Genomic DNA, 21595 nt, shown 5'->3' with positions numbered 1-21595 from the left:
GAGGGATCCCAATCGTTAGGAACCTTTCCTATCAGACCCGGGGGAGGACCGGAACCCGCCAGATCGCGCCAACCTCTGGCGCATCACGCAGGGTTGACCGCGCCGTCGCCTCGGTCATCGGCCGCCGGCTGCCACACGTACGGCACGGTCGTGGCGGCGATGACCAGGCCCAGCCGGTTGAGGATGGGGCGGCTGGTCTCCAGGGCATCGACCTGTACGTAGCGGAACCCGCGCGCCAGGGCGAGCGCCGCCCGATGCGCGACCAGGGCGCGGTAGACGCCCTTGCCGCGCCAGTTGGGCAGCGTCGAGCCACCCCACAGGGAGGCGAAGTCGGTGCCCTGGTGGAAGCGCGCCCACGCCGCCGAGACCACCTCGCCCGCCAGCGACTCCGCCACCGTCACCACGCAGGCGTCGCCGTCCCGGCCCGTCGCCATCTCCTCCAGGGCGGGCGCCAGCCAGCCGCGGTCGTCGGCCCAGACGGCCTCGGCCAGTTCCCCGATGCGGTCGAAGTCCGCCCGGTCGGTGACATCCCGCAGCCGTACGCCTTCGGGCAGCGGCGGGCCCCCGGGCGGCCCGGCGACGTCCGCCGCCTCGCCGATGACGACCGTCTCCCGCTCGCCCGGCGTGAACCCGGCGGCGGTGAGCCGGTCCGGCAGATCGGCGGGCAGGTCATGGCCGTGGTACTTCCACTCGACCGGCAGGCCGCGGGCCGCGAAGTACTCGCGCTGGGCGGCGATAAAGGCGTCCAGTGCCTCCCCGTCGAGCCCGCCGAGGTCGCGGTAGAGGATCAGTCCGCCCTGGCGGGGGAGGGTTCTGCGCAGTACGGGCCCGACCCGCTCGGTGCCCGGTGCGCCGGGCGCGAAGCCGCGGTCCCGGAGCTGTGCGTCGTACGCCGCGCGGTAGCCGGCGGCCCGTTCTCGGTCGGTGTCTGATGTCGTCACCGGCGTCACTCCACCACAGGCCGGTGGCCGGGGCCATCGAATACGGCCGTGGCGTGGCGCGGCGGCGTCACGGCGCGGCGGGCGGCTCCGCGGTTGCGAGCAGTCCGTTGAGGAGTTCCGCGATGCCCGGGCCGGGGTCGAAATCTTCCGCAGGAAAGGCAAGTTGGTGGAAGGCGACGCCGTCCAGGTAGTCGAGGAGGATCTCGCAGTGCCGCCGGGGCGCCGGTGAGCCGAAGCGCCGCAGCCACTCCGTGGCCCACCCGACGACGGCCTCGCGCCCCCGGACGAGGGGCGGGCGCAGCTCGGGGCGGGACGAGGCTTCCAGGAAGAGGGCGTAGCGGGCGGCGGTCCTGGCGCGCCCGGGGCCGGTCGCGTGCCGGACGAACCGGGTCACGGCGGCTGCCAGCTCCGGTACGCCGGCGGGCGCGGCCTGCCGCGCGAACTCCTCCCAGTCGCGCCGCTCCAGCGCTTCCAGATGGGTCACGATGCCGTCGATCAGCGCGGCGCGGTTGCGGAAGTAGTTGGACGTGGTGCCGGCCGGCACGCCCGCGGCGGCGTCCACCGCCTGGTACGTCAGCCGCCGCGACCCCGCGGCGCCCAGCACCTCGATCGCCGCGTCCAGGACCTCGTCCCGCCGTCGTGCCACCCTGCGCACCTCTCGATACTAAATTTGTAGTGCCGATCTACTATGAACATAGTAGCGTGCGGGCATGGAGCTGACACCACGCACGGCGGCCGTCGTCGGCGGCGGCATCGGCGGGCTCGCCACCGCCCTCCACCTGCGCTCCGGCGGCTGGTCCGTCGATGTCTTCGAACGTGCCTGCGCCCTCCCCGCGACCGGCACCGCCCTGGGCCTGTGGCCCGCCGCCCTCGCCGCCCTGGACACGCTCGGCGTCGGCGCGCGCATACGGGACCTGAGCCGGCCGCAGACCTCCGGCGCCTTCCTGCGCCCCGACGGCAGCCGGATCGCGGCCCTCGACGTCGCCGCCCTCCAGCGGCGTACCGGCGACACGGTCCGCCTGATCTCCCGCCCCGAACTGCTCACCGTCCTGTACGAGGCGAACGGCGGCGCGGTCGCCTTCGGGCGGCCGGTCGACGACATCCGGCAACTGGAGGACGCGTACGACGTGGTGATCGCCGCCGACGGCCTCAACAGTGCCGCGCGCCGCACCCTGTTCGGCCCGCGCCACCGTGCCCGGTATGCCGGCGCGTCGTCCTGGCGCGGCACGGTGGGCGGCGACACCGGCGCCGTCACCGAGACCTGGGGCGAAGGGCTGCGGTTCGGCATCACGCCCACCACGGGCGGCCGCACCAACTGGTTCGCCTGCGCCGTCGCCCCCGATGGGCAGCGCGAGCCGGGCCGCGAAGTCGCCGCCCTGCGCGCCCGATTCGGTCACTGGCACGCCGGTGTGCGCCGCGTACTGGAGCAGCTGACCGAGCCCGAGGTGCTGCGCCGGGACCTCTACTACCTCGACCCGCCGCTGCCCTCGTACGTCAGGGGCCGGACCGCGCTCATCGGCGACGCGGCCCACGCCATGACCCCCGACCTCGGGCGCGGGGCCTGCGAAGCGCTCGTGGACGCGGTGGTGTTGGCGCGGGCCCTGCGCGCGTCGTCCGAGGTGGCGGCGGCCCTGCGGACGTACGACGCGGAGCGGCGGGCCGTGACCCGGCGCCTGGTGCGCACGGCGCGGCTGATGAACCGGATGGCGCATGCCCAACGGTTGACGGGCTTGCGGAACGCCGCGATGCGGGCGGCGGTGACGCTGGGCGGCCCGCCGTCCTGAGGAGGCGGTCTGTACCAGGATGCTGGAGTTTGGGCCGATATGCTGCGTCGGCACCTGAACATCAGTCAAGTGAGCGCCCGGCGCCACGGAGAGGGGTTCCGCGGTGGACCCGAACGCCCAGCAGCCACCCGCCCGGAAACCGGACAACGGACCACCGCCCGACGACGACCCGCGCCCCGTCGAGCCTCCACCGCCCGACGCGGACGCGCCTGCCGAAGGAACCGCGCCCGCCGACGGCGCCCCGGCGGGCCCCCGGCGCCGGTTCACCTTCCCCAGCGCCCTGACCGTCCTGGTCGTCGTCACCCTCGCCGTCTGGGCCCTGGCCTTCGTCATCCCGTCCGGCAGCTACGACCGTAACGCGTCCGGTACCCCGCTCCAGGGCACCTACCACCGCACGTCCTCCGGCCAGTCCCTCACCGAACGGCTCGGCGACCTCTTCCTCTCGCCGGTCAACGGCCTGTACGGCGTGCAGGACGCGAAGACCGGGAAGGTCGGCCCGACGATGGCGGGCGAACTGTACGGCAGCGCGGGCGTGTTCCTCTTCGTCCTGGCCATCGGCGCGTTCATCACGGTCGTCTTCGCCACCGGCGCGCTGGACCGCGGCATCGGCCGGCTCGCCCACCGCCTCCGGCACCGCGGCGCGCTGCTGATCGCCGGAGTGATGGCCGTCTTCTCGCTGCTCGGCACGGTCGAGGGGTTCGCCGAGGAGACCCTCGGCTTCTACGGCCTGGTCGTGCCCCTGATGCTCGCGCTCGGCTACGACCGGATGGTGGCCACCGCGACCATCATCCTCGGCGCCGGCATCGGCGTCCTGTGCTCGACCGTCAACCCCTTCGCCACCGGCGTCGCCTCCTCCGCCGCCGACATCTCGCTGGGCGACGGCATCGTGCTGCGGGTGGCGATGTGGCTGGTGCTCACCGGCGTCACCATCGGCTACGTGATCCGCTACGCGCGCCGCGTACGGGCCGACCCGGACCGCTCGCTCGTCGGCTTCCGGCCCGGCGACCGGGACCGCGCGAAGGCCGCCGAGGACGCGACGGAGCCGCCGCCGCTGACCCGGCTGGACCGGACCGTGCTGGTCACCGTGGCCCTGGTCTTCGCCTTCATGATCTTCTCGGTCATCCCGTGGTCCGGGGTGCTCACCGGGGACGCCGACGCCGCGCCCTACGCCTTCGAACTGGGCTGGTCCTTCCCGCAGTTGGCCGCCCTGTTCCTCGCGTCCTCGATCCTCGTCGGCCTGCTGGCACGGATGGGCGAACAGCGGCTCAGCGCGACCTTCGTCCAGGGCGTCGCCGAGTTCGTCTCCCCGGCGCTGGTGATCGTGCTGGCGCGGGGGGTGACCACGATCATGAACAACGCGCAGATCACCGACACGGTGCTGCACGCGGTCGAGAGCACCGTCTCCGGTGTCCCGTCGGCCCTGTTCGGCATCATGGTCTACGTCGTCAACCTGCCGCTGGCCTTCCTCATCCCGTCCACGTCCGGCCACGCCACGCTCGCCATGCCGATCCTGGCGCCGCTGGCCGACTTCGCGCACGTCTCGCGCGCGGTGGTCGTCACGGCGTGGCAGGCGGCCAGCGGCTGGATGAACCTGTGGGTGCCCACCACCGCCGTCATCATGGGCGGCGTCTCGCTGGCCAAGGTCGGCTACGACCGGTACCTGCGCTTCGTCTGGCCCCTGCTGGCCCTCCTCGCCGTCCTGATCTGCGGCTTCGTCGGGCTGGGAGCGGTGATGACGTGATCCGGTCCGCCGGGCGGCCTACGCGTCGTCCACCCCGCGTACCCGCAGCCCGGCGATTTCGGTACGGGGCGGCCGGTCGCCCGCCAGCAGCAGAGTGGTGATGCGGTCGGCCGGTCCGGCGGTGAAGTGCGCAGCGCCGCCGTCGAGCGGTACGCGGGTGCCGCTCGTATCCACCGGAACCCCGGTGAGCGCGCCGAGCCAGGCGGCGGCGCCGCGCGGATCGGGCGTCTCGACCAGGAACCCCGCGAGGTCGAAGGCCCCGCGGTCGATCCGGCCGGAGGCTTCGTGCTCCCGGCGGAGCGCGGGATCCATGCGGACGGTGATGAAGAACGGGGCCCAGGGCGGCGTGCCGTCGCCCGTCAGCATCGCTTCCTGAAAGGTCACCCGCCCTTCCTGGAAGGAGAAGTCGTGCAGGTCCACGTCGTGCCCGGCGCGGCGCAGCCGCTCGGTGGTGGCCCCGGTGTCCGCGACGTGCACCGCGAAGTTCAGCGGACCGCCGCCCGCCGCCGTCAGGGCGTCGATACGGGGCTGCCACCCGGCCGTCGCCCGCCCGAACGGCGACGGCGCGTACACCGCACGATCGACGACGGTCAGGATCTCGACGTACCGATCGTCCAGCCGCCAGGCGCCGTTCTGGAACCCCTCGTGCACCGGATTCGTGTGCGCGGGCAGCCCGGCCGCCGTGTACTCCCGTACAGCTGCGGCGACATCCGGCACGCAGTGCAGGAGGTGGTCGAAGCGGGGGGCTTCCGTCGGACGGAGATCGGGCGTGCGGATCGGCTGTGTGGTGGTCATGGTCACCCTCCCCGAGTTGGTTAGGTGAGCCTAACCCAGAGGGCGGCGAGGGTCCGTGCGCTGTGGCACGGACCCCTCGGACCGGGGAGCGGTCGTTCAGTCCAACAGCTCGTAAGCCGGCAGCGTCAAGAACGCCGCGTAGTCAGTGTCGAGGGAGACCTTCAGGAGGAGGTCGTGGGCCTGCTGCCAGGCGCCGGCGGTGAAGGCCGCGTCGCCGAGGTCGGCGCGGATGGCGGCCAGTTCCTCATCGGCGATCTTGCGGACCAGGTCCGCTGTGGCCTTCTCGCCGTTCTCGAACACGACGCCCGCGTCCACCCACTGCCAGATCTGCGAGCGGGAGATCTCGGCGGTGGCCGCGTCCTCCATGAGGCCGAAGATGGCGACCGCGCCGAGGCCCCGCAGCCACGCCTCGATGTAGCGGGTACCGACCCGGACCGCGTCCACCAGGCCCTGGTAGGTGGGCCGGGCGTCGAGGGAGTCGATGGCGATGAGGTCGGCGGCCGTGACCGAGACGTCCTCGCGCAGCCGGTCCTTCTGGTGCGGCTTGTCGCCGAGCACCGCGTCGAAGCAGGCGCGGGCGACCGGGACCAGGTCGGGGTGGGCGACCCAGGAGCCGTCGAAGCCGTCCCCGGCCTCGCGGTCCTTGTCGGCGCGGACCTTGGCCAGCGCCTTCTCGTTGGCCTCCGGGTCACGGCGGTTGGGGATGAACGCCGCCATGCCGCCGATCGCGTGCGCGCCGCGCTTGTGGCACGTACGGACGAGGAGTTCGGTGTACGCGCGCATGAAGGGCGCCGTCATGGTGACCGCGTTGCGGTCCGGCAGCACGAACTTCTCGCCGCCGTCGCGGAAGTTCTTCACGATGGAGAACAGATAGTCCCAGCGGCCCGCGTTCAGCCCCGAGGCGTGGTCGCGCAGTTCGTAGAGGATCTCCTCCATCTCGTACGCGGCGGTGATGGTCTCGATGAGGACGGTGGCGCGGATGGTGCCCTGCGCGATGCCCACGTAGTCCTGCGCGAAGACGAAGATCTCGTTCCAGAGGCGGGCCTCCAGGTGCGACTCGGTCTTCGGCAGGTAGAAGTACGGGCCCTTGCCGAGGTCCAGCAGGCGCCGGGCGTTGTGGAAGAAGTACAGGCCGAAGTCGACCAGGGCGCCGGGCACCGGCGTGCCGTCGAGCTGGAGGTGGCGCTCGTCGAGGTGCCAGCCGCGCGGGCGCACGACGACCGTCGCCAGTTCCTCGGCGGGCTTCAGCGCGTAGGACTTGCCGCTGTTGGGGTCGGTGAAGTCGATCCGGCGCTCGTAGGCGTCGATCAGGTTCACCTGGCCGCCGATGACGTTCTGCCAGGTGGGCGCGGAGGCGTCCTCGAAGTCGGCGAGCCAGACCTTGGCGCCGGAGTTCAGCGCGTTGACGGTCATCTTGCGGTCGGTGGGACCGGTGATCTCCACCCGGCGGTCGTCGAGCGGGGCGGGCGCGGGGGCCACCCGCCAGCTGTCGTCGGCGCGGATGTGCGCGGTCTCCGGCAGGAAGTCCAGGGTGGAGGTCCGGGCGATCTCGGCACGGCGCGCGTCGCGGCGGGCGAGCAGTTCGTCGCGGCGCGGGGTGAACCGGCGGTGGAGTTCGGCGACGAAGGCCAGCGCGGCCTCCGTGAGGATCTCGTCCTGGCGGGCCGGGGCCTTGCCGGGGTCGACGTCGACGATGGCCAGCGGGGACGGCGCTGGTGTGGACATGAGCTGTCACTCCATTCAGCGGCGGTGCCCGGGCGGCCGTCGGGACGCGGACGCGGCACGGGGTGCCACGGGCCGTGGGCGGCGGTCGCGGGCGCCGGTGGGTTCAGGGCGCTTCTGACCAGTGGAGAGTAGTTTCCTTATCGCGGAACTTCAATGGTTTGTTGACGTCGAGATTCTCTCCGTCGACACAAGCGGCGCCCGGATGGCTCCCCGTGCCACCCCGGTCACCGCCCTTCGCCTGCCCGCGGCGCGCCCGGCGACGCCAGCCGGAACAGATCCCGCGGGGTGTCGATGTCGTACGGCTCGGCCACATCGGCGCATTCGACGAGCGTGAGCGCGTCCTCGTGCTCCTTCAGGTACGCGCGGGCCCCGCGGTCCCCGGTCGCCCCGGCCGCCACTGCCGCCCACCGCCCGGCCCCGAACAGCACCGGATGCCCGCGCTTCCCGTCGTACGCGGCGGCCACCAGGTCCGCCCCGCCCTCGTACGCGGCGATCACCCGCGCCACCGCCGCCGCGCCGATGCCCGGCTGGTCCACCAGCGAGACCAGTGCCGCGCCCGCCCCGGAGTCCGCCAGGGCAGCCAGCCCGACGCGCAGCGAGGAGCCCATGCCGTGCGCCCAGTCGGGGTTCTCGGCCGTCGCGTAGGCCGAGAGGTCCGTCCGTTCCCGTACGGTTTCGACCGCCGCACCCAGCACGACGAGCACCCGATCGCAGCCGCCCTCCCGCAGCACCCGGGCCGCGTGCTCGACCAGCGGCCGGCCGCGGAAATCCAGCAGGGCCTTCGGGCGGCCGCCCAGTCGCCGCCCGCCACCCGCGGCGAGCAGCAGCCCGGCGACCGGGCGGTGGGCGGGGGATGGGGTCGAGGCGGGGACTGCGGTGTGCGTCATGGGGTCTGCTTACCCCATGACCTGGTGCGGCGGAGCGGTGGTGCAGGGTCGGGTGTGGCGGCGGGAGCGGCGACAGACCGAAAACGCTATCGCACGGCAGCGCCGCGCGCGCGTAGGAATTCGGTGATCCTGATTTCGCTCTCCGTATGGCGCTCACCGCGCAGGGTGGCGTTAACTGGCCCGCATCGCGGAGCGGGGTGAACGGCCTTGGAGGGTGCCGTCGTTGTGGAGCAGAGGCAGAAGCACAGGCGAATAGAAGGAGCCGGGGACGATCCACGGGGCGTCGCCCTGTGCGGCGCGGTGGCCCGGCTGCGCCGGGAACTGGCCCTCCTCCCGGCGGAGTTGCCCGACCGTACGGCAGCCGACGACGAACTGGCCGCGCTGCACGCCATGGTGAGCGCGGGAAACCCCGACGTGGGCCGGCTGCGCCGCTCGCTGCTGCTGATCACGGGCGCTGTCGGCTCGGTCAGCGCGCTGGCGCCGGCCCTGACGGACGTACGGGAGCTGATCGGCCTCTACGCCGGCCTGCCGCGCCGCTACTGAGCCCCGGCCGTACGGCGGTCGGGGCGGGCCGGAATCCGGGCGCCGTGCCCGGTGCCTACGCCGGGTTCTGGTTGGCCAGGGCCACCGAGAGTTCGGCGGCGATCTCCTGGAGCACCGGGACGATCTTGTCGATGGACGCCTCGGTGACCCGGCCGGTCGGACCGGAGATGGAGATGGCCGCCGCGGTAGGGGAGTCCGGCACCGGCACCGCGAGGCAGCGGACGCCGATCTCCTGCTCGTTGTCGTCCATCGCGTACCCGGTGCGGCGGACCTCTTCGAGCGCGTCCAGGAAGGTGTCCGGGTCGGTGATCGTCTTCTCGGTGGCAGCGGGCATGCCGGTACGCCCGAGCAGCGCCCGGACCTCCTCCGGCGGGTGGCCCGCCAGCAGCGCCTTGCCCACGCCCGTCGAGTGCGGCAGCACCCGCCGGCCGACCTCGGTGAACATCCGTACCGCGTGCCGGGACGGCACCTGTGCCACGTACACGATCTCGTCGCCGTCGAGCAGCGCCATGTTGGCGGTCTCGCCGGTCTCCTCGACCGCGCGCGCCAGGTAGGGCCGGGCCCAGGTGCCGAGCAGGCGCGAGGCGCTCTCGCCGAGCCGGATCAGCCGGGGGCCGAGGGCGTACCGGCGGTTCGGCTGCTGGCGGACGTAGCCGCAGGCGACGAGCGTGCGCATCAGCCGGTGGATGGTCGGCAGCGGCAGTCCGCTGCTGGTGGACAGCTCGCTCAGGCCGACCTCGCCGCCGGCGTCGGCCATCCGCTCCAGCAGGTCGAAGGCGCGCTCAAGGGACTGGACGCCACCGCCGGCGGCTGCGGGCCTGGCTGCGGCGGCGGAAGTGCTGGCGCTGGACGGCGGCACGACGCGTTCCTTTCGGGGCAGGTGGTGGCGGGCTCGGCGCGGGCTGTGGTCGTACGGGTGCCGGGACCGACCCGGAGCAGCCTACCGGTCCCCCCGGGCGGACACACGGCCCCTCGCACACTCGTTCCCGCCGGTCAGCGCCCGTACTCCGGCCCGGCCCCGGCGCTACCCGCGATCACCGGGTACGGCCACTGGGCGGAGCTACGTTCTGCTGGGCGAAACTCCGTATCCATTCTGTGGAATCCTCCAAGCGTTGGCCTGAGGCACGGATTCCCGTCAGGGAGCCGCTCGCGCGCTCCGGCCGACCGGCGCGATCCGGTGCCACCGCGCCGCCGTGGGAGGGGTCTTGACGGGGTGCGGTCCCGAGTGAAGACTCCGTTCAACAGAAAGTTGAATTCCGTGGTGCGGAAGCCCATCGGAAGCGCACGAGGAGGAGACCGGGTGTCCGAGATCGATCTGGTGCTGCGCTCCACGCGCGTCGTCACTCCGCGGGGGACGCGCCCGGCGACCGTCACCGTACGGGACGGGAAGATCGCGGCGATCCTCCCGCACGACGCGCCCGCACCGGCCGGGGCCCGGGTCGAGGACTTCGGCGACGACGCGCTGCTGCCCGGCCTCGTCGACACCCACGTCCACGTCAACGACCCGGGCCGCACCGAGTGGGAGGGCTTTTGGACCGCCACCCGCGCGGCGGCGGCCGGCGGCATCACCACCCTCGTCGACATGCCCCTCAACAGCCTGCCGCCGACCACCACCGAGGCCGATCTGCGCACCAAGCGCGAGGTCGCGCGCAGCAAGGCGCACATCGACGTCGGCTTCTGGGGCGGCGCCGTGCCCGGCAACGTCAAGGACCTGCGCCCGCTGCACGACGCCGGGGTGTTCGGCTTCAAGTGCTTCCTGTCCCCGTCCGGCGTGGACGAGTTCCCGCAGCTGGACCAGGAGCAGCTGGCCGCCGCGCTCGGTGAGATCGCCGGCTTCGGCGGGCTGCTGATCGTGCACGCCGAGGACCCGGACCACCTGGCCGCCGCGCCGCAGCCGCACGGCCCCAAGTACGCCGACTTCCTCGCCTCCCGGCCCCGCGCGTCCGAGAACGACGCGATAGCGGGCCTGATCGCGCTCGCCCGGCGGCTCGGCGCGCGGGTGCACGTCCTGCACCTGTCCTCCTCCGACGCGCTGCCGCTGATCGCCGCCGCCCGGGCCGAGGGCGTCCGGATCACCGTCGAGACCTGCCCGCACTTCCTCACCCTGACCGCCGAGGAGATCCCGGACGGCGCCACCGAGTTCAAGTGCTGCCCGCCCATCCGCGAGGCGGCCAACCAGGACGCCCTCTGGCAGGGCCTGGCCGACGGCACGATCGACTGCGTCGTCTCCGACCACTCGCCGTCCACCGCCGACCTGAAGACCCCCGACTTCGGCGACGCCTGGGGCGGCATCTCCTCCCTCCAGCTCGGCCTGCCCGCCATCTGGACCGCTGCCCGCGAGCGCGGCCACACCCTCCAGGACGTGGCCCGCTGGATGGCCACCGCCCCGGCCGCGCTCGTCGGCCTGCACGGCAAGGGCGCCATCGAGCCGGGCCGGGACGCGGACTTCGCGGTGCTCGACCCGGAGGCCACGTTCACCGTCGACCCGGCCGGGCTCCAGCACCGCAACAAGATCACCGCGTACGCGGGCCGTACGCTGCACGGCGTCGTCCGGTCCACCTGGCTGCGCGGCCGGCGGATCAACGACGGCGGGACGCTGGCGGAGCCGTCGGGGGAGCTGCTGGACCGGCAGCCGTAAGACACCGTGGCGCCCCTCAGGGGCGCCACCCCGTCTCCTTGGCCCAGCCCTCTGCAACCTCCGCCACCAGGTCCACGACCGGGTCCTTGACCTCCGCGTAGCTGCCGCTGTCCGCCGTACGGTGGGCGAGTTCGCGCTTGAAACGGGCGTACGCCGGCACCGCCTCCGGGTGGGCGCGGAACCAGTCGCGGAAGAGCAGCGCCAGCCGCTCGTTGGGCGAACCGGCGCACCGTACATGGAGGTTGACGTCCGGGCCGGGGCCGCCGCGCCGCGTCCACAGCCGCTTGACCCACCGGTCCTGACCGTCGTCCCGGCCCGCCGGTACGTGATCGGTCTCGTGCCGCGAGCGGACGAAGCCCCGGGCCGCCAGCGGCGCGTCGAACGCGTCCGACGCCGCCGCCAGGTCCGCGACGCTCACCTGGAGATCGAAGACCGGCTTGGCCGCCATGCCGGGCACGGACGTACTCCCGATGTGCTCGACCCGGCGTGCCTCCGGCGCGAGCGCGGCCTGCAACTCCGCGGAGAGCGCCGCGCCCTCGGCCGCCCAGCCCGGATGGGCGTCGACCAGGACCGCACGCGTGCTGCCCTTCTGTACGGCCTCCGCCACGACGTCCAGGAACGCGTCGTGCAGGCGCCCGTTCGTGACCAGCACCGAACCGTCGCCTTCCAGGACCGGCGCCCCCGTGAGGTCGGTGATCCGGCCGCCGCCCTCCGCGACGATCACGGGCAGCGGGGCGAGGTCCTCGTACCCCAGCGCGGGGCCCGCGATCACCAGGGCGTCGGCCCGCCCCGCGAGCACGTCCAGCGCCCCGCCGCCGGTCGGCACCAGCCACACCCGCCGGTGCAGCGCGGTCAGCAGCGACTCCGGCCACCCCGCGATGTTGTGCGCCTGCGTACGGGCGCCGGTCAGCTCCGTACGGCCGTCGGCGCGCAGCCGCCCGCGTCCCGAGCGCAGCGCTTCCAGCGGATCCGGGTCCGTACCGAGCAGCAGCCAGCAGCCGAGGCCGCGCCCGGCCGCCACCAGTTGGCGGCTCATCGGGAGGTTGACCACCCCGATCGCGGGTCCGTGCTCGTCCTCGAAGGCGAGGTCGGTGGAGAAGGCGGGCATCCGGTCACCGAACTGCCGGGTGCCGTTGACGGGATCGACCACCCAGCGCCGCCCGGACGTCCCGGCCCGCGGCCCGGACGTCCCGGCCCGCGGCCCGGCCTCCTCCCCGAGCACCGCGTCCGCCGGGAACGCCGCGGCCAGCTCCTTCCGTACGAACTCCTCGACCGCGAGGTCCACCGCGGTCACCTCGGTGCCGTCCGGCTTGCGTTCGGACGACGGCCGCTCGCCGTGGAACGCCTCGGCGCACATCCGCCCGGCGCGCGCGGCGAGACGGACGGCGAAGGCGAACAACTCCTCCGAAACGGGCGGGGTACCGGTGCTGTGAATCATGGCGTGAGCCTGCCACAGGGCTGGCGCGCCGGGGCGGCGGCATCGGAAGGTAGGTCCGGGTGGCCGTCCGGGACCACCCGGGGAGGAGTGCGGCATGGAACACGACGAGCTGCGACGGCGGTTCGCCGCGCTGACCACGGCACACCTGGCGGACGCGTGCCTGCGTGCCCGGACCCCGGTGCGCTGCGCGCCGCCGTCACTGCGCGCCCTGGTCCCGGGCAGTCGGCTCGCCGGACGAGTGGCGCCCGCCCGGCACGTCGGCAGCGTCGACGTCTTCCTCGAAGCGCTGGAGAGCGCCGCGCCCGGCGACGTGCTGGTGGCCGACAACGGCGGCCGGACCGACGAGAGCTGCGTCGGCGACCTCATGGCGCTGGAGGCCCAGGCCGCCGGGCTGGGCGGTCTCGTCGTCTGGGGCCTGCACCGCGACACGGCCGAGCTGCGGGAGATCGGACTGCCGGTCTTCAGCCTGGGCGCGACACCGACCGGCCCGCTGAGTCTGAACGCCCGCCCGGACGGAGCGCTGGACAGCGCCGCGGTGGGGCAGTGGACGGTCGGCCGCGCGGACCTGGTCCTGGGCGACGACGACGGCGTCCTCTTCCTGCCCGCCGACGGCGCCGAAGACCTCTTCTCCCACGCGGAATCGATCCGCGACACCGAACGCCGCCAGGCCGACCGCATCCGGGCCGGGGTCCCGCTGCGCCGGCAGGTGGGGTTCGCCGGCTATCTCGCCGCGCGCCGACAGGACCCCGCCCTGACGTTCCGCGACCATCTGCGGTCCGTGGGCGGGGCCATTGAGGAATGACGGTTCCGCTTACGGTTCCACGGAACGTGTACGGCGGGAAAGGCCCGACCCGGTCAATTCTTCGGGCACAGGTGGGTGTGCACGGCCTCCAGAATCTTCTCCGCCTGCGCGGCGTTGAATTGCGTGGCGCCCGAGAATCGCTGCCGGGTCTGCTCCACCTGCTTGGCGTGGTCCTTCGGGAAGGAGTGGATCGTACCGCAGGTACTTCTGCCGCGGCTCACCGCGCGTTCCGGCTTGCCGTTCACGATGTCCCGGGAAATCGCGTCGAGCGCGGCCACGTAGCGGGCCTGCGTCGCGGCGTCCGGCTTCGGGGGAATTCCCAGCCGCGCCTCCGCGTCGGCTATCGCCTTGGACGGCTCCTGCTCCGCCGACGGGGAGCCGGCCCCGGCCGGCGCGGCGGGCCGGCTCTCGCTCTTGGCGCTGCCGCCGCACGCGGTCAGACCCGCGGCGGCGACGAGGGCGGCGGACAAGGCAATGGCGGTGCGGTGGTTCACGTTTCTCCCCTGACCGGTGGACATGAGCGGTCATTCTGACAGGGAAAGCGCCGGGTGCTAAGGGGAATTGGGAAAAATATAAAGGTCCCTGTTTTTGCGGGTGCCGTGGGGCGTCACGGCCGGTGTCCTTTGCACGGGCCACGCGGGCTGCCATTGTCCGCCGCACGAGGGGGCGGTCATTCCGCGAGGGCCGCCCAGAACATCAGCTCGTACGCCTGGAGCAGGCGCCCGTAACGGTGCGCGAGGCGGGGCGTGACCCGCGACGTGGCGAGGCCGTGGCGCACCGCGTCGCGGGCCAGCCCGTCGAGTTCCGCGGCGGGCCCGGCGAAGAAGTCGAAGAAGGCGCACGCGGTGTCGGGAAAGCCGTAGCGGGTCCGCAGGGCGTGCGCGACGGTGGCGCAGTAGCCGCCCCACGCCGCGAAGTTGGCGGTCACGGCGATCACCACGTCCGCGGGCTCCGCGCCCAGGGCCAGCCGGGCCACGTACGACGGGTACGCCTGGCACCCGGCCCGCGGCTCGTGGTCCCGTACGGCGTCCGCGTCCAGCCCGCAGGCGTCCGCGAGCCCCTGCAGCGCGTCCAGCGCCAGCGACTCGCCGTCGGCCAGCGCCCCGAAGAACGCCGCCACCGGCGGATCCCCGTCGGCGCGGTGCGCCAGATGGCGGAAGCTGCGCCGGTCGGCGGCGATGATCTGGTGCTGTTCTAGGGCGAGCGCGGCGAACACCTCGCGCGGCGCCTCACCCGCGGCGATCCGGGCCACCAGGGGATTGTCCCCGGCGCCGGGCGCCAGTTCCCGCGCCGCGGCCTCCAGGATGCCGTCGGCGGTGGGCGTCCCCGGCCGGTCCGCCGCGGTCGCGTCGTTCTCACGGGCCATGCTGATGCCTCCCCGCGTGCGGGCTGGTGGTGGACCGGCCGGGGTGGGTGCGTACCGGCGATTCTAGGACCGGCCGCGCTTCCCGTCGTGTTCGGCGATGGCGTCCGTCACGAAGGTGTCCACCACCCCGTTCGCGACGAGGACCGGGACGCGTTTGCCGTTCATGTCGACATAGACGTACGACTTCGCCGTCTCCACCAGGGCCGGGAGCCGGTCCCGCAGGCGCTGCGCGGTCGCCTCGTCGCCCGCGCGGGACGCCTGGAGCATGCGCAGGGCCGTGCCGGCGGCGCGGCCCCACGCTGCGGTCGCGTCCAGCCACGGCGCGCTGTCGTCGAGGAAGCCGCGGTCGGGGAGGCCGGCACGCAGCACTCCCGGCGCGTCCTGGAGGGCGCGCAGCGCGGCGGTCAGGCGTGCCGCGCTGCCGGTGTCCCGGAAGTCCCGGATCGCGGCCGCGAGTTCGGGTGACTGCTGCGGGTTGAGGGCGGAGCCGTAGTGGGCGTCGGCGAAGGCGCGCAGCGCGCGTTCGGTGCGCGGGGAGCCGCCGGACAGCTCCTTGAGGGCCGCGGTCCAGGAGGCGCGGGCGTCGTAGGCCCGGTCGTTCCAGGCGTAGTCCGCGACCGTGAACAACGCGATCTTGGAGGCGGCGGGCTGGATCATGGGGTTGGCCGTGATGCCGGCCAGCCGGGCGGGCAGCCCCCGCTCGCGCCCGCTGAACGGGCCGAGCAGCAGCCGGTTGGTGACGTAGTCGTTGACCGGATAATTGTCCCAGGTCAGGATCGGGTGCCCGAAGACCTGCCGGGCCGCGTCGGCCTGGGCGACGGTCATGACCGGCGCGATCACCCCGACGCCGGTCCACTCCACCAGCACATCCGGGTCGAGCCGCGCCTTCAGCGCCGCCTTGTAGGGCGTCGCCCGCACGTCGTAGTACTCGGTCGGCACCATCTGGAGCGGCTGCGCGCCCTCCGCCCGGTGCCCGGCCAGGAACTCGCGGTTGACCCGGTTGAGGAGGTGCGCCTGCGCGGCACCGGCGGCGCCTCCGCCGCTGCCGAACCGCTGCTTGTCCGCCGCGCAGTTCCAGTCCGTGTAGCTGATGTCGTCCAGCGGCACCGCGAAGGTCCGTACGCCGATGTCCCACAGCGCCTGGAACTTGCCGGTCAGCGCCTTCAGGTCGGCGTCCGAGCTGTAGCAGACGGACAGGCCGGGCGAGAGCGCGTAGCTGAACTCCACGTGCCGGGCCCGCGCCCGGTCCACCAGCTCCTTGAGCTGCGCGAGCCGGTCCGCCGGATAGGGCGAGCGCCACTTCTCGCGCAGGTACGGGTCGTCCTTGGGCGAGTAGACGTACGTGTTCATCTTGTGCGCGCCGTAGAAGTCGAGCTGGTCCAGGCGCGCGGTGTGCGACCAGGGGGTGCCGTAGAAGCCCTCGATGACGCCGCGCAGCGGGGTGGCGGGCCAGTCGCGTATGGCGGTGGCGCGGATCCGGGCGCCGGGGCGGTCGCGGTGCGGGAGCAGCTGGCGCAGCGACTGGGCGGCGTAGTACGTGCCGGTGGCGTCCGCGCCGGCCAGGGCGATCCGGCCGCCGCCGACGGCCAGCGCGTACCCCTCGGCGGGCAGTCCGCCGGTGCCGCGCGCGCCGAGGTCCGCCAGGGTCCGCGCGGCGCCCGCGCCGTCCACGTAGACGGTCAGGCCCCGGCCTGCCTTGGCGTCCCGTACGACCCGGTCGGCGCCCGCCCGCAGCAGGGAGCGCTCGACGACTTCGAGGGCCGGGCCGTCGGCCCGGGGTCCGGCGACGACCGTGACGGTGGGAGTGATCGTGACCCGGCCGTCGAGGGCGCGTACGGACTGGGGTGCCGGGCTGATGGCGGGGCCGGCGGGCGGGCCTTCCCCGGCGTCGCCGGAGCCGGTGGCCCCGGCGGGCGGGACGGTGAGCGGGATGACGGCCAGGGCCAGGGCGAGGGCGGCCGCCGCCGTGCGCGTACGGTGCATCCTTCGGTCCTCCTCGGTACGACGAGGTGCGCGGAACCTGCGTGGTGCGTGCGTGACGAGCGACAGCAGGTTTCACCCGGTACGGGCGGAGGACAATGGATTTTCGCGTCGGGTGGATGGACGTTCCGGCCGCGCGGGAGCCTCAGCGGTTCTTGGCGATGATGAAGATGAGGCTCATGAAGGCCAGCAGGGCGTGGGTGGCCACGACGTAGATGAAGACGCGTACGTAGACGCCGCGCGGCGGCTTGTTCTCCACGTACTTGCGGGCGGCGGGCGCGGCCTGGGGAGTGGTGGGGTCGTCGGACATGGCGGGGGTTCCTTCCTCGGTCACAGGCCGCGGCGCGGTGCGGCGTCGCCGAGGCACAGCTCGGCCGCGCCGCTCTGCAGCAGCGTGTGGACGAACAGCAGCTCCGTGCCGCCGCGGGTGGCGGCGGCGATGCGGTGCGGGGTCAGCGAGTCGAAGTGGGCCGCGTCACCGGGGTCGAGCAGATGGACCGTCTCGCCCAGCGTGAGGCGCAGCCGCCCCTTGAGGACGTACAGCCACTCCTCGCCCGGATGCACCCGTACGAGATCGCCCTGCGCGCGCTGCGGTACGTGCACCCGCAGTGCCTGCATGGCCCGTCCGGCGCCGCCCACGGTCCAGTACGTCCAGCCGCCCGCGGCGGACGGTTCGGCGCGGGCGGCCCGGATGACCGGGTCCCGCTCCGGCACGGCCTCGCCCAGCAGATCGGATACCGTTGTTCCGTACATCCGTGCCAGGGCGAGCAGCATCGGCAGCGACGGCTGGCGCTGGTTGGTCTCCAGCCGGGACAGGTGCGCGGGCGACAGTCCCACCCGCCGGGCGGCCGTCTCCAGCGTGAGGCCGGTACGGCGCCGCAGTTCGCGCAGCCGGGGCGCGACGGAGGGCAGCTCGTCGGCCGACTCGCCCGTGGGCTGCTCGGCAGCGGTGTCGCTCATGTACCCGGTATAGCCAGGTTTCGCCTCTCGGGCAAAAGTTTTGCCTCTCAGGCAAGCGGACCTTTCATGCCATTCCCATCGTTCAGCCGGGCGTCGTCCTGTGAACTCCCGGGAAACATCCGTGTTTTGTTATTGACAGGTACCTGTCTACGCGCGTCATGCTGGATCCATGAAGATCCCCCCACGCATCACCCGGTTCGGCGCCGCGGGCGCCCTCGCGTCGGCCCTGCTCGTCGGCGGGCCCGCCGTCGCCGCCACACCCACCACGGCCACCGCCCCCGTGGCGCACTCGGCCACCGTCCGCCCCGCCCTGCACGTCAAGGCGGTCGGCGACATCTGTTACTCGAAGCTGCCCTCGCAGGCCCACGACACCCTGAACCTGATCGCCAAGGGCGGCCCCTACCCGTACCCGAAGGACGGCACGGTCTTCAGCAACCGGGAGGGCGTCCTCCCCCAGCAGAAGAGCGGCTACTACCACGAGTACACCGTCAAGACGCCGGGCTCCCCGGACCGCGGGGCCCGGCGCATCGTGACCGGTGAGAAGAAGGACGAGGACTACTACACCGCCGACCACTACAAGTCGTTCGACCTGGTCGACCGGGGCTGCTGAAACGGTCGGCCGGTCGGGGCGGCGGAGGCCGGGGAGGATTCCCCCGGCCTCCGCCGCCGTATGTCCGGCCGCCGCGGGCGGGCCGTACGGCATCACGCCCGTTTCCGGCGTACGGCGGGCATCTGGACGTACCCCCGCGAGAGGATTGTCAGTGGTCCCCGGTAGCGTTTCGGTGGAAACGACGAATGGGCGGGCAACGGTGGCAAAGGGACCGGGAGGCGGTTACCTGCGGCGCGGCGCGGCCCAGGAGGCGCCGCGTGCCCGGCCGTTCCGCGGGGACGGGGCGCGTGGTTCTGGCGTTTGAGACAAGGAAGGCGGCGAGCTGCCGTGTACCGCTGGGAGATCACCCGGGCCGCTCTGGCGCAGCGTGTTTTCGCCGTCGTCCGCAGCGAGACGTACGACGAGGCCAGCGCCACCGCCGACACGCTGCTGTCCGCCGGGATCACCAGCCTGGAGATATCCCTGACCACGCCGTTCGCGCTGGAGGCCGTCACCACCCTCAGCCGTGAGCTGGGCGATGACGCCGTCATCGGCGCCGGCACGGTCCTGGACGCCGTCTCGGCCCGGATGGCGGTGGACGCCGGGGCCCGCTTCCTGGTCTCCCCGAGCCTGGACGCCGAGGTCATCCGCACCGGCCACCGCTACGGCGTCCCGGTCTTCCCGGGCGTGGCCACGCCCACCGAGATGGTCCGCGCCCTGGAGCTGGGCGCCGACGCGCTCAAGCTCTTCCCCGCCTCCGCCCACCGCCCCGACTGGCTGCGTGACGTCCGCGCCGCCCTGCCGCAGGCCCCGGTGCTGCCCACCGGCGGGGTGACGGTCGACAGCGCCCCCGAGTGGATAGCCGCCGGCGCGGTGGCCGTCGGCATGGGCTCGGCCCTTTCGGAAGGCGACCGGGAGACCGTGGCCAAGCGCGCCACGGACCTGCTCGCCCGTCTCGCGGACGCCGCGCCCCAGCCGCCGGCCGGCCCCGGGACCTCCGGCCTCTACGACATCTGAGGCCGCGCCGCCCCGCGGTACCGCAGGTGAAGCACTCCCCATGGAGGAGGCGGGACCGCCCGGCTCCTCCGCGGGGCCGATGACCCCCGCCCTCCGGCGTACGTACGGTGACCGAAAAGCCTACGAGGGGCGGACAGGACATGCCGGAAATCATCGACCTGGGCGCGTACGGCCCGGACTTCGTCGCCGACCCGCATCCGTACTACGCCAAGCTGCGCGCCCAGGGCCCGGTCCACCGGGTCCGCGCCCCGGAGATGGAGCCGGAGTTCCCGCAGGCCTGGCTGATCGTCGGATACGACGAAGCGCGGGCCGTGCTGGCCGACAACCGCTTCGCCAAGGACTGGTCCCGGGCGAACGGCTCCCTCGCCGACAGCGAGGTCCTGGCCGAGTGGCAGCTGATGAACATGCTCGACGCCGACCCGCCGCAGCACACCCGGCTGCGCAAGCTGGTGGCCCGGGAGTTCACCACCCGCCGCGTCGAGGCGCTGCGCCCGCGCGTCCAGCAGATCACCGACGAGCTGCTGGACGCCATGCTGGCCGCCCCGGACGGCCGCGCCGACCTCGTGGAGGCGCTCGCCTTCCCGCTCCCGATGACCGTCATCTGCGAACTCCTCGGCGTGCCCGACATCGAGCGGGACACCTTCCGCGCCTGGTCCAACGAACTGGTCTCGCCGACCGACAACGAGGCGACGATGACCGCCGCCCGCGAGATGGCCGCCTATCTGGACGGCCTGATCGAAAGCAAGCGGAGCTCGCCGGGCGAGGACCTGCTGAGCGCGCTGGTGCGCACGAGCGATGAGGACGGCGACCAGCTCTCCCGGCAGGAACTGCTCGGCATGGCCTTCCTCCTGCTCGTGGCCGGCCACGAAACCACCGTCAACCTGATCTCCAACGGCGTACGGGCCCTGCTCCAGCACCCCGCGCAACTGGCCGCACTGCGCGCCGATCCCTCGCTTCTCGACAACGCCGTCGAGGAGATGCTGCGCTACGACGGCCCCGTGGAGACCGCCACCTGGCGCTTCACCGCCGAGCCCGTCGGGATCGGCGGCGTGGAGATCCCGGCCGGTGAGATCGTCCTCGTCGGCCTGGCCGGGGCGGACCGCGACCCGGAGCGCTTCGAGGCCCCCGACACCTTCGACATCACCCGCGAGACCCGCGGCCACGTCGCCTTCGGCCACGGCATTCACTTCTGCCTCGGCGCCCCACTGGCCCGCGTCGAGGGCCGTATCGCGGTGCGCACTCTCCTGGACCGCTGCCCGGACCTGGCCCTGGACACCGCTCCCGAGGCGCTGACCTGGCGCGCGGGCATGACGATACGAGGGCCCCAGCACCTGCCGGTGCGGTGGCGGTAGACCCGTAGGGCCAGGCAACCCCCGGGCATACGGGACGGGACGGCCGCCAAGCCGCCCATCCCATATGCCCGGTCGCGCCCGTCTCTCCCGTCCCACCCACCGATCACGCCCTTCTCTCCCGCCCCACGCTCTGCCACGCTGACGGCGCGTTCCGCCCACCGCTCACGCCCTCGCCGCGTACAGGAGCCGCCCATGCGCCGCGCCGCCGTCCTCTCCGTCCTGACCTGCGCGCTCGCCCTCACCGCCACCGCACCGACGACCGCCACGGACCCGGCCGTCCACCCGGACCGGCCGTCCGCCGCCACGCACACCACGGTGCGTCCCGCCACCCTCCTCGACACCATCCCCCGCCGCGGCGTCCTGCGCGTCTGCACCACCGGCGACTACCGCCCCTTCACCCACCGCGACCCCGCGTCCGGGACGTACAGCGGTGTGGACATCTCCATGGCCCGCGACCTCGCCGCGAGCCTGGACGCCACACCCAAGTACGTGGCCACGACCTGGGCAAAGCTCGTGGACGACCTGGCCGCGGGGCGCTGCGACATCGCCATGGGCGGCGTGTCGGTCACCCTCCCGCGCGCCCGCAAGGCGGCCTTCGGCGAGCCCACCCGTACGGACGGGAAGACGCCCATCGTCCGCTGCGGGGACCAGGACAAGTACGGGACGCTGGAGCAGATCGACCGTCCCGGCACCACGGTGATCGTCAACCCCGGTGGCACCAACGAGCAGTTCGCCCGCTCCGTCATCAAGCACGCGACCCTCAAGCGGCACCCCGACAACACCACGATCTTCGACGAGATCATCGCCGGCCGCGCGGACGTGATGATGACCGACGCGAGCGAGACCCGCTACCAGTCCAAGATCCACCCCGAACTGTGCGCCGTACACCCCGACCGGCCCTTCACCTTCTCCGAGAAGGCATACGCCGTACCGCGCGCCGACTTCCCGTTCAAGCAGTACGTCGACCAGTGGGTCCACCTGGCGAAGCACGACGGCACGTACAAGAAGTACGAGGACGCGTGGATGGGGGAGTGAGG

Annotated in this window: 21 protein-coding genes; 9 read left to right on the top strand and 12 right to left on the bottom strand. The window is 73.2% G+C overall.

From position 1 onward, the window contains the following. Positions 1–83: 83 nt before the first annotated feature. Both CP984_RS07710 and CP984_RS07705 read right to left on the bottom strand, forming a co-directional pair. On the bottom strand, positions 84–941 hold the full coding sequence (locus CP984_RS07710) for a GNAT family N-acetyltransferase (RefSeq protein ID WP_003983133.1): 858 nt from the start codon (positions 939–941) through the stop codon (positions 84–86). A gap of 67 nt (positions 942–1008) precedes the next feature. After that, a complete protein-coding gene (locus tag CP984_RS07705) occupies positions 1009–1587 on the bottom strand; it encodes a TetR/AcrR family transcriptional regulator (RefSeq protein WP_003983132.1) in 579 nt (192 codons plus the stop codon). A gap of 64 nt (positions 1588–1651) precedes the next feature. Here CP984_RS07705 and CP984_RS07700 point away from each other — a divergent pair, with 64 nt between their 5' ends. Beyond that, the gene (locus CP984_RS07700) at positions 1652–2725 is read left to right on the top strand and encodes an FAD-dependent oxidoreductase (protein WP_003983131.1); all 1074 of its coding nucleotides are present in this window, start codon (positions 1652–1654) and stop codon (positions 2723–2725) included. 103 nt (positions 2726–2828) lie between these two features. Further along, the gene (locus CP984_RS07695) at positions 2829–4466 is read left to right on the top strand and encodes a YfcC family protein (protein WP_003983130.1); all 1638 of its coding nucleotides are present in this window, start codon (positions 2829–2831) and stop codon (positions 4464–4466) included. 18 nt (positions 4467–4484) lie between these two features. Here CP984_RS07695 and CP984_RS07690 read toward each other — a convergent pair whose 3' ends face one another. The 3 genes from CP984_RS07690 to CP984_RS07680 form a co-directional block, all read right to left on the bottom strand. Then, entirely contained in the window at positions 4485–5261 is a 777-nt protein-coding gene (locus CP984_RS07690; protein ID WP_003983129.1) for a VOC family protein, read from the bottom strand. Positions 5262–5357: 96 nt separating this feature from the next. Next, a complete protein-coding gene (gene aceB, locus CP984_RS07685) occupies positions 5358–6986 on the bottom strand; it encodes a malate synthase A (protein ID WP_003983128.1) in 1629 nt (542 codons plus the stop codon). Between the two features lie 224 nt (positions 6987–7210). Next, entirely contained in the window at positions 7211–7873 is a 663-nt protein-coding gene (locus tag CP984_RS07680) for a nucleotidyltransferase family protein (protein ID WP_003983127.1), read from the bottom strand. Positions 7874–8098: 225 nt separating this feature from the next. Here CP984_RS07680 and CP984_RS07675 point away from each other — a divergent pair, with 225 nt between their 5' ends. Further along, complete coding sequence (locus CP984_RS07675; protein WP_226048628.1) at positions 8099–8416, top strand: DUF5955 family protein; 318 nt, start codon at positions 8099–8101, stop codon at positions 8414–8416. Between the two features lie 55 nt (positions 8417–8471). Here CP984_RS07675 and CP984_RS07670 read toward each other — a convergent pair whose 3' ends face one another. Continuing rightward, positions 8472–9275 (bottom strand): IclR family transcriptional regulator, encoded by an 804-nt coding sequence (locus CP984_RS07670; protein ID WP_003983125.1) that lies wholly within the window; start codon positions 9273–9275, stop codon positions 8472–8474. Positions 9276–9716: 441 nt separating this feature from the next. On the opposite strand from CP984_RS07670, the gene allB reads away from it, so the two are divergent. Next, entirely contained in the window at positions 9717–11054 is a 1338-nt protein-coding gene (gene allB, locus CP984_RS07665) for an allantoinase AllB (protein ID WP_003983124.1), read from the top strand. 16 nt (positions 11055–11070) lie between these two features. On the opposite strand, the gene CP984_RS41965 is transcribed toward allB, so the two are convergent. Continuing rightward, positions 11071–12492, bottom strand: coding sequence for an inositol monophosphatase family protein (locus CP984_RS41965; RefSeq protein ID WP_003983123.1), 1422 nt, complete (start codon positions 12490–12492; stop codon positions 11071–11073). Between the two features lie 94 nt (positions 12493–12586). Between CP984_RS41965 and CP984_RS07650 the strand changes: the two genes are divergently transcribed. Further along, the gene (locus CP984_RS07650) at positions 12587–13294 is read left to right on the top strand and encodes an RraA family protein (RefSeq protein ID WP_003983122.1); all 708 of its coding nucleotides are present in this window, start codon (positions 12587–12589) and stop codon (positions 13292–13294) included. A 53-nt stretch (positions 13295–13347) separates the two neighbouring features. On the opposite strand, the gene CP984_RS07645 is transcribed toward CP984_RS07650, so the two are convergent. The 5 genes from CP984_RS07645 to CP984_RS07630 all read right to left on the bottom strand — a co-directional run bounded on the left by CP984_RS07645 (position 13348) and on the right by CP984_RS07630 (position 17600). Further along, on the bottom strand, positions 13348–13788 hold the full coding sequence (locus CP984_RS07645; protein ID WP_003983121.1) for a hypothetical protein: 441 nt from the start codon (positions 13786–13788) through the stop codon (positions 13348–13350). A 176-nt stretch (positions 13789–13964) separates the two neighbouring features. Next, a complete protein-coding gene (locus CP984_RS07640; RefSeq protein ID WP_003983120.1) occupies positions 13965–14660 on the bottom strand; it encodes a thiaminase II/PqqC family protein in 696 nt (231 codons plus the stop codon). A gap of 63 nt (positions 14661–14723) precedes the next feature. Continuing rightward, positions 14724–16643, bottom strand: coding sequence for a beta-N-acetylglucosaminidase domain-containing protein (locus CP984_RS07635; protein WP_003983119.1), 1920 nt, complete (start codon positions 16641–16643; stop codon positions 14724–14726). Between the two features lie 142 nt (positions 16644–16785). Next, positions 16786–16950 (bottom strand): DUF6126 family protein, encoded by a 165-nt coding sequence (locus CP984_RS41200; protein WP_165417061.1) that lies wholly within the window; start codon positions 16948–16950, stop codon positions 16786–16788. Between the two features lie 20 nt (positions 16951–16970). Further along, positions 16971–17600: a helix-turn-helix domain-containing protein gene (locus CP984_RS07630; protein ID WP_003983118.1), complete on the bottom strand. Its 630-nt coding sequence runs from the start codon at positions 17598–17600 to the stop codon at positions 16971–16973. A gap of 169 nt (positions 17601–17769) precedes the next feature. Between CP984_RS07630 and CP984_RS07625 the strand changes: the two genes are divergently transcribed. From CP984_RS07625 to CP984_RS07610, 4 genes are all read left to right on the top strand, one after another. Next, complete coding sequence (locus CP984_RS07625) at positions 17770–18210, top strand: ribonuclease (protein WP_003983116.1); 441 nt, start codon at positions 17770–17772, stop codon at positions 18208–18210. Positions 18211–18537: 327 nt separating this feature from the next. After that, the gene (locus tag CP984_RS07620) at positions 18538–19206 is read left to right on the top strand and encodes a bifunctional 4-hydroxy-2-oxoglutarate aldolase/2-dehydro-3-deoxy-phosphogluconate aldolase (RefSeq protein WP_003983114.1); all 669 of its coding nucleotides are present in this window, start codon (positions 18538–18540) and stop codon (positions 19204–19206) included. Positions 19207–19346: 140 nt separating this feature from the next. Next, positions 19347–20558: a cytochrome P450 family protein gene (locus CP984_RS07615; protein ID WP_003983112.1), complete on the top strand. Its 1212-nt coding sequence runs from the start codon at positions 19347–19349 to the stop codon at positions 20556–20558. A 192-nt stretch (positions 20559–20750) separates the two neighbouring features. Then, entirely contained in the window at positions 20751–21593 is an 843-nt protein-coding gene (locus CP984_RS07610; RefSeq protein ID WP_003983111.1) for a transporter substrate-binding domain-containing protein, read from the top strand. The last annotated feature ends 2 nt before the right edge of the window (positions 21594–21595 follow it).

Origin of the sequence: Streptomyces rimosus, assembly GCF_008704655.1 — a bacterium.
In the GTDB taxonomy this organism is placed as follows: Bacteria; Actinomycetota; Actinomycetes; order Streptomycetales; family Streptomycetaceae; genus Streptomyces; species Streptomyces rimosus.
This window is presented reverse-complemented; position numbering and strand designations above follow the sequence as displayed.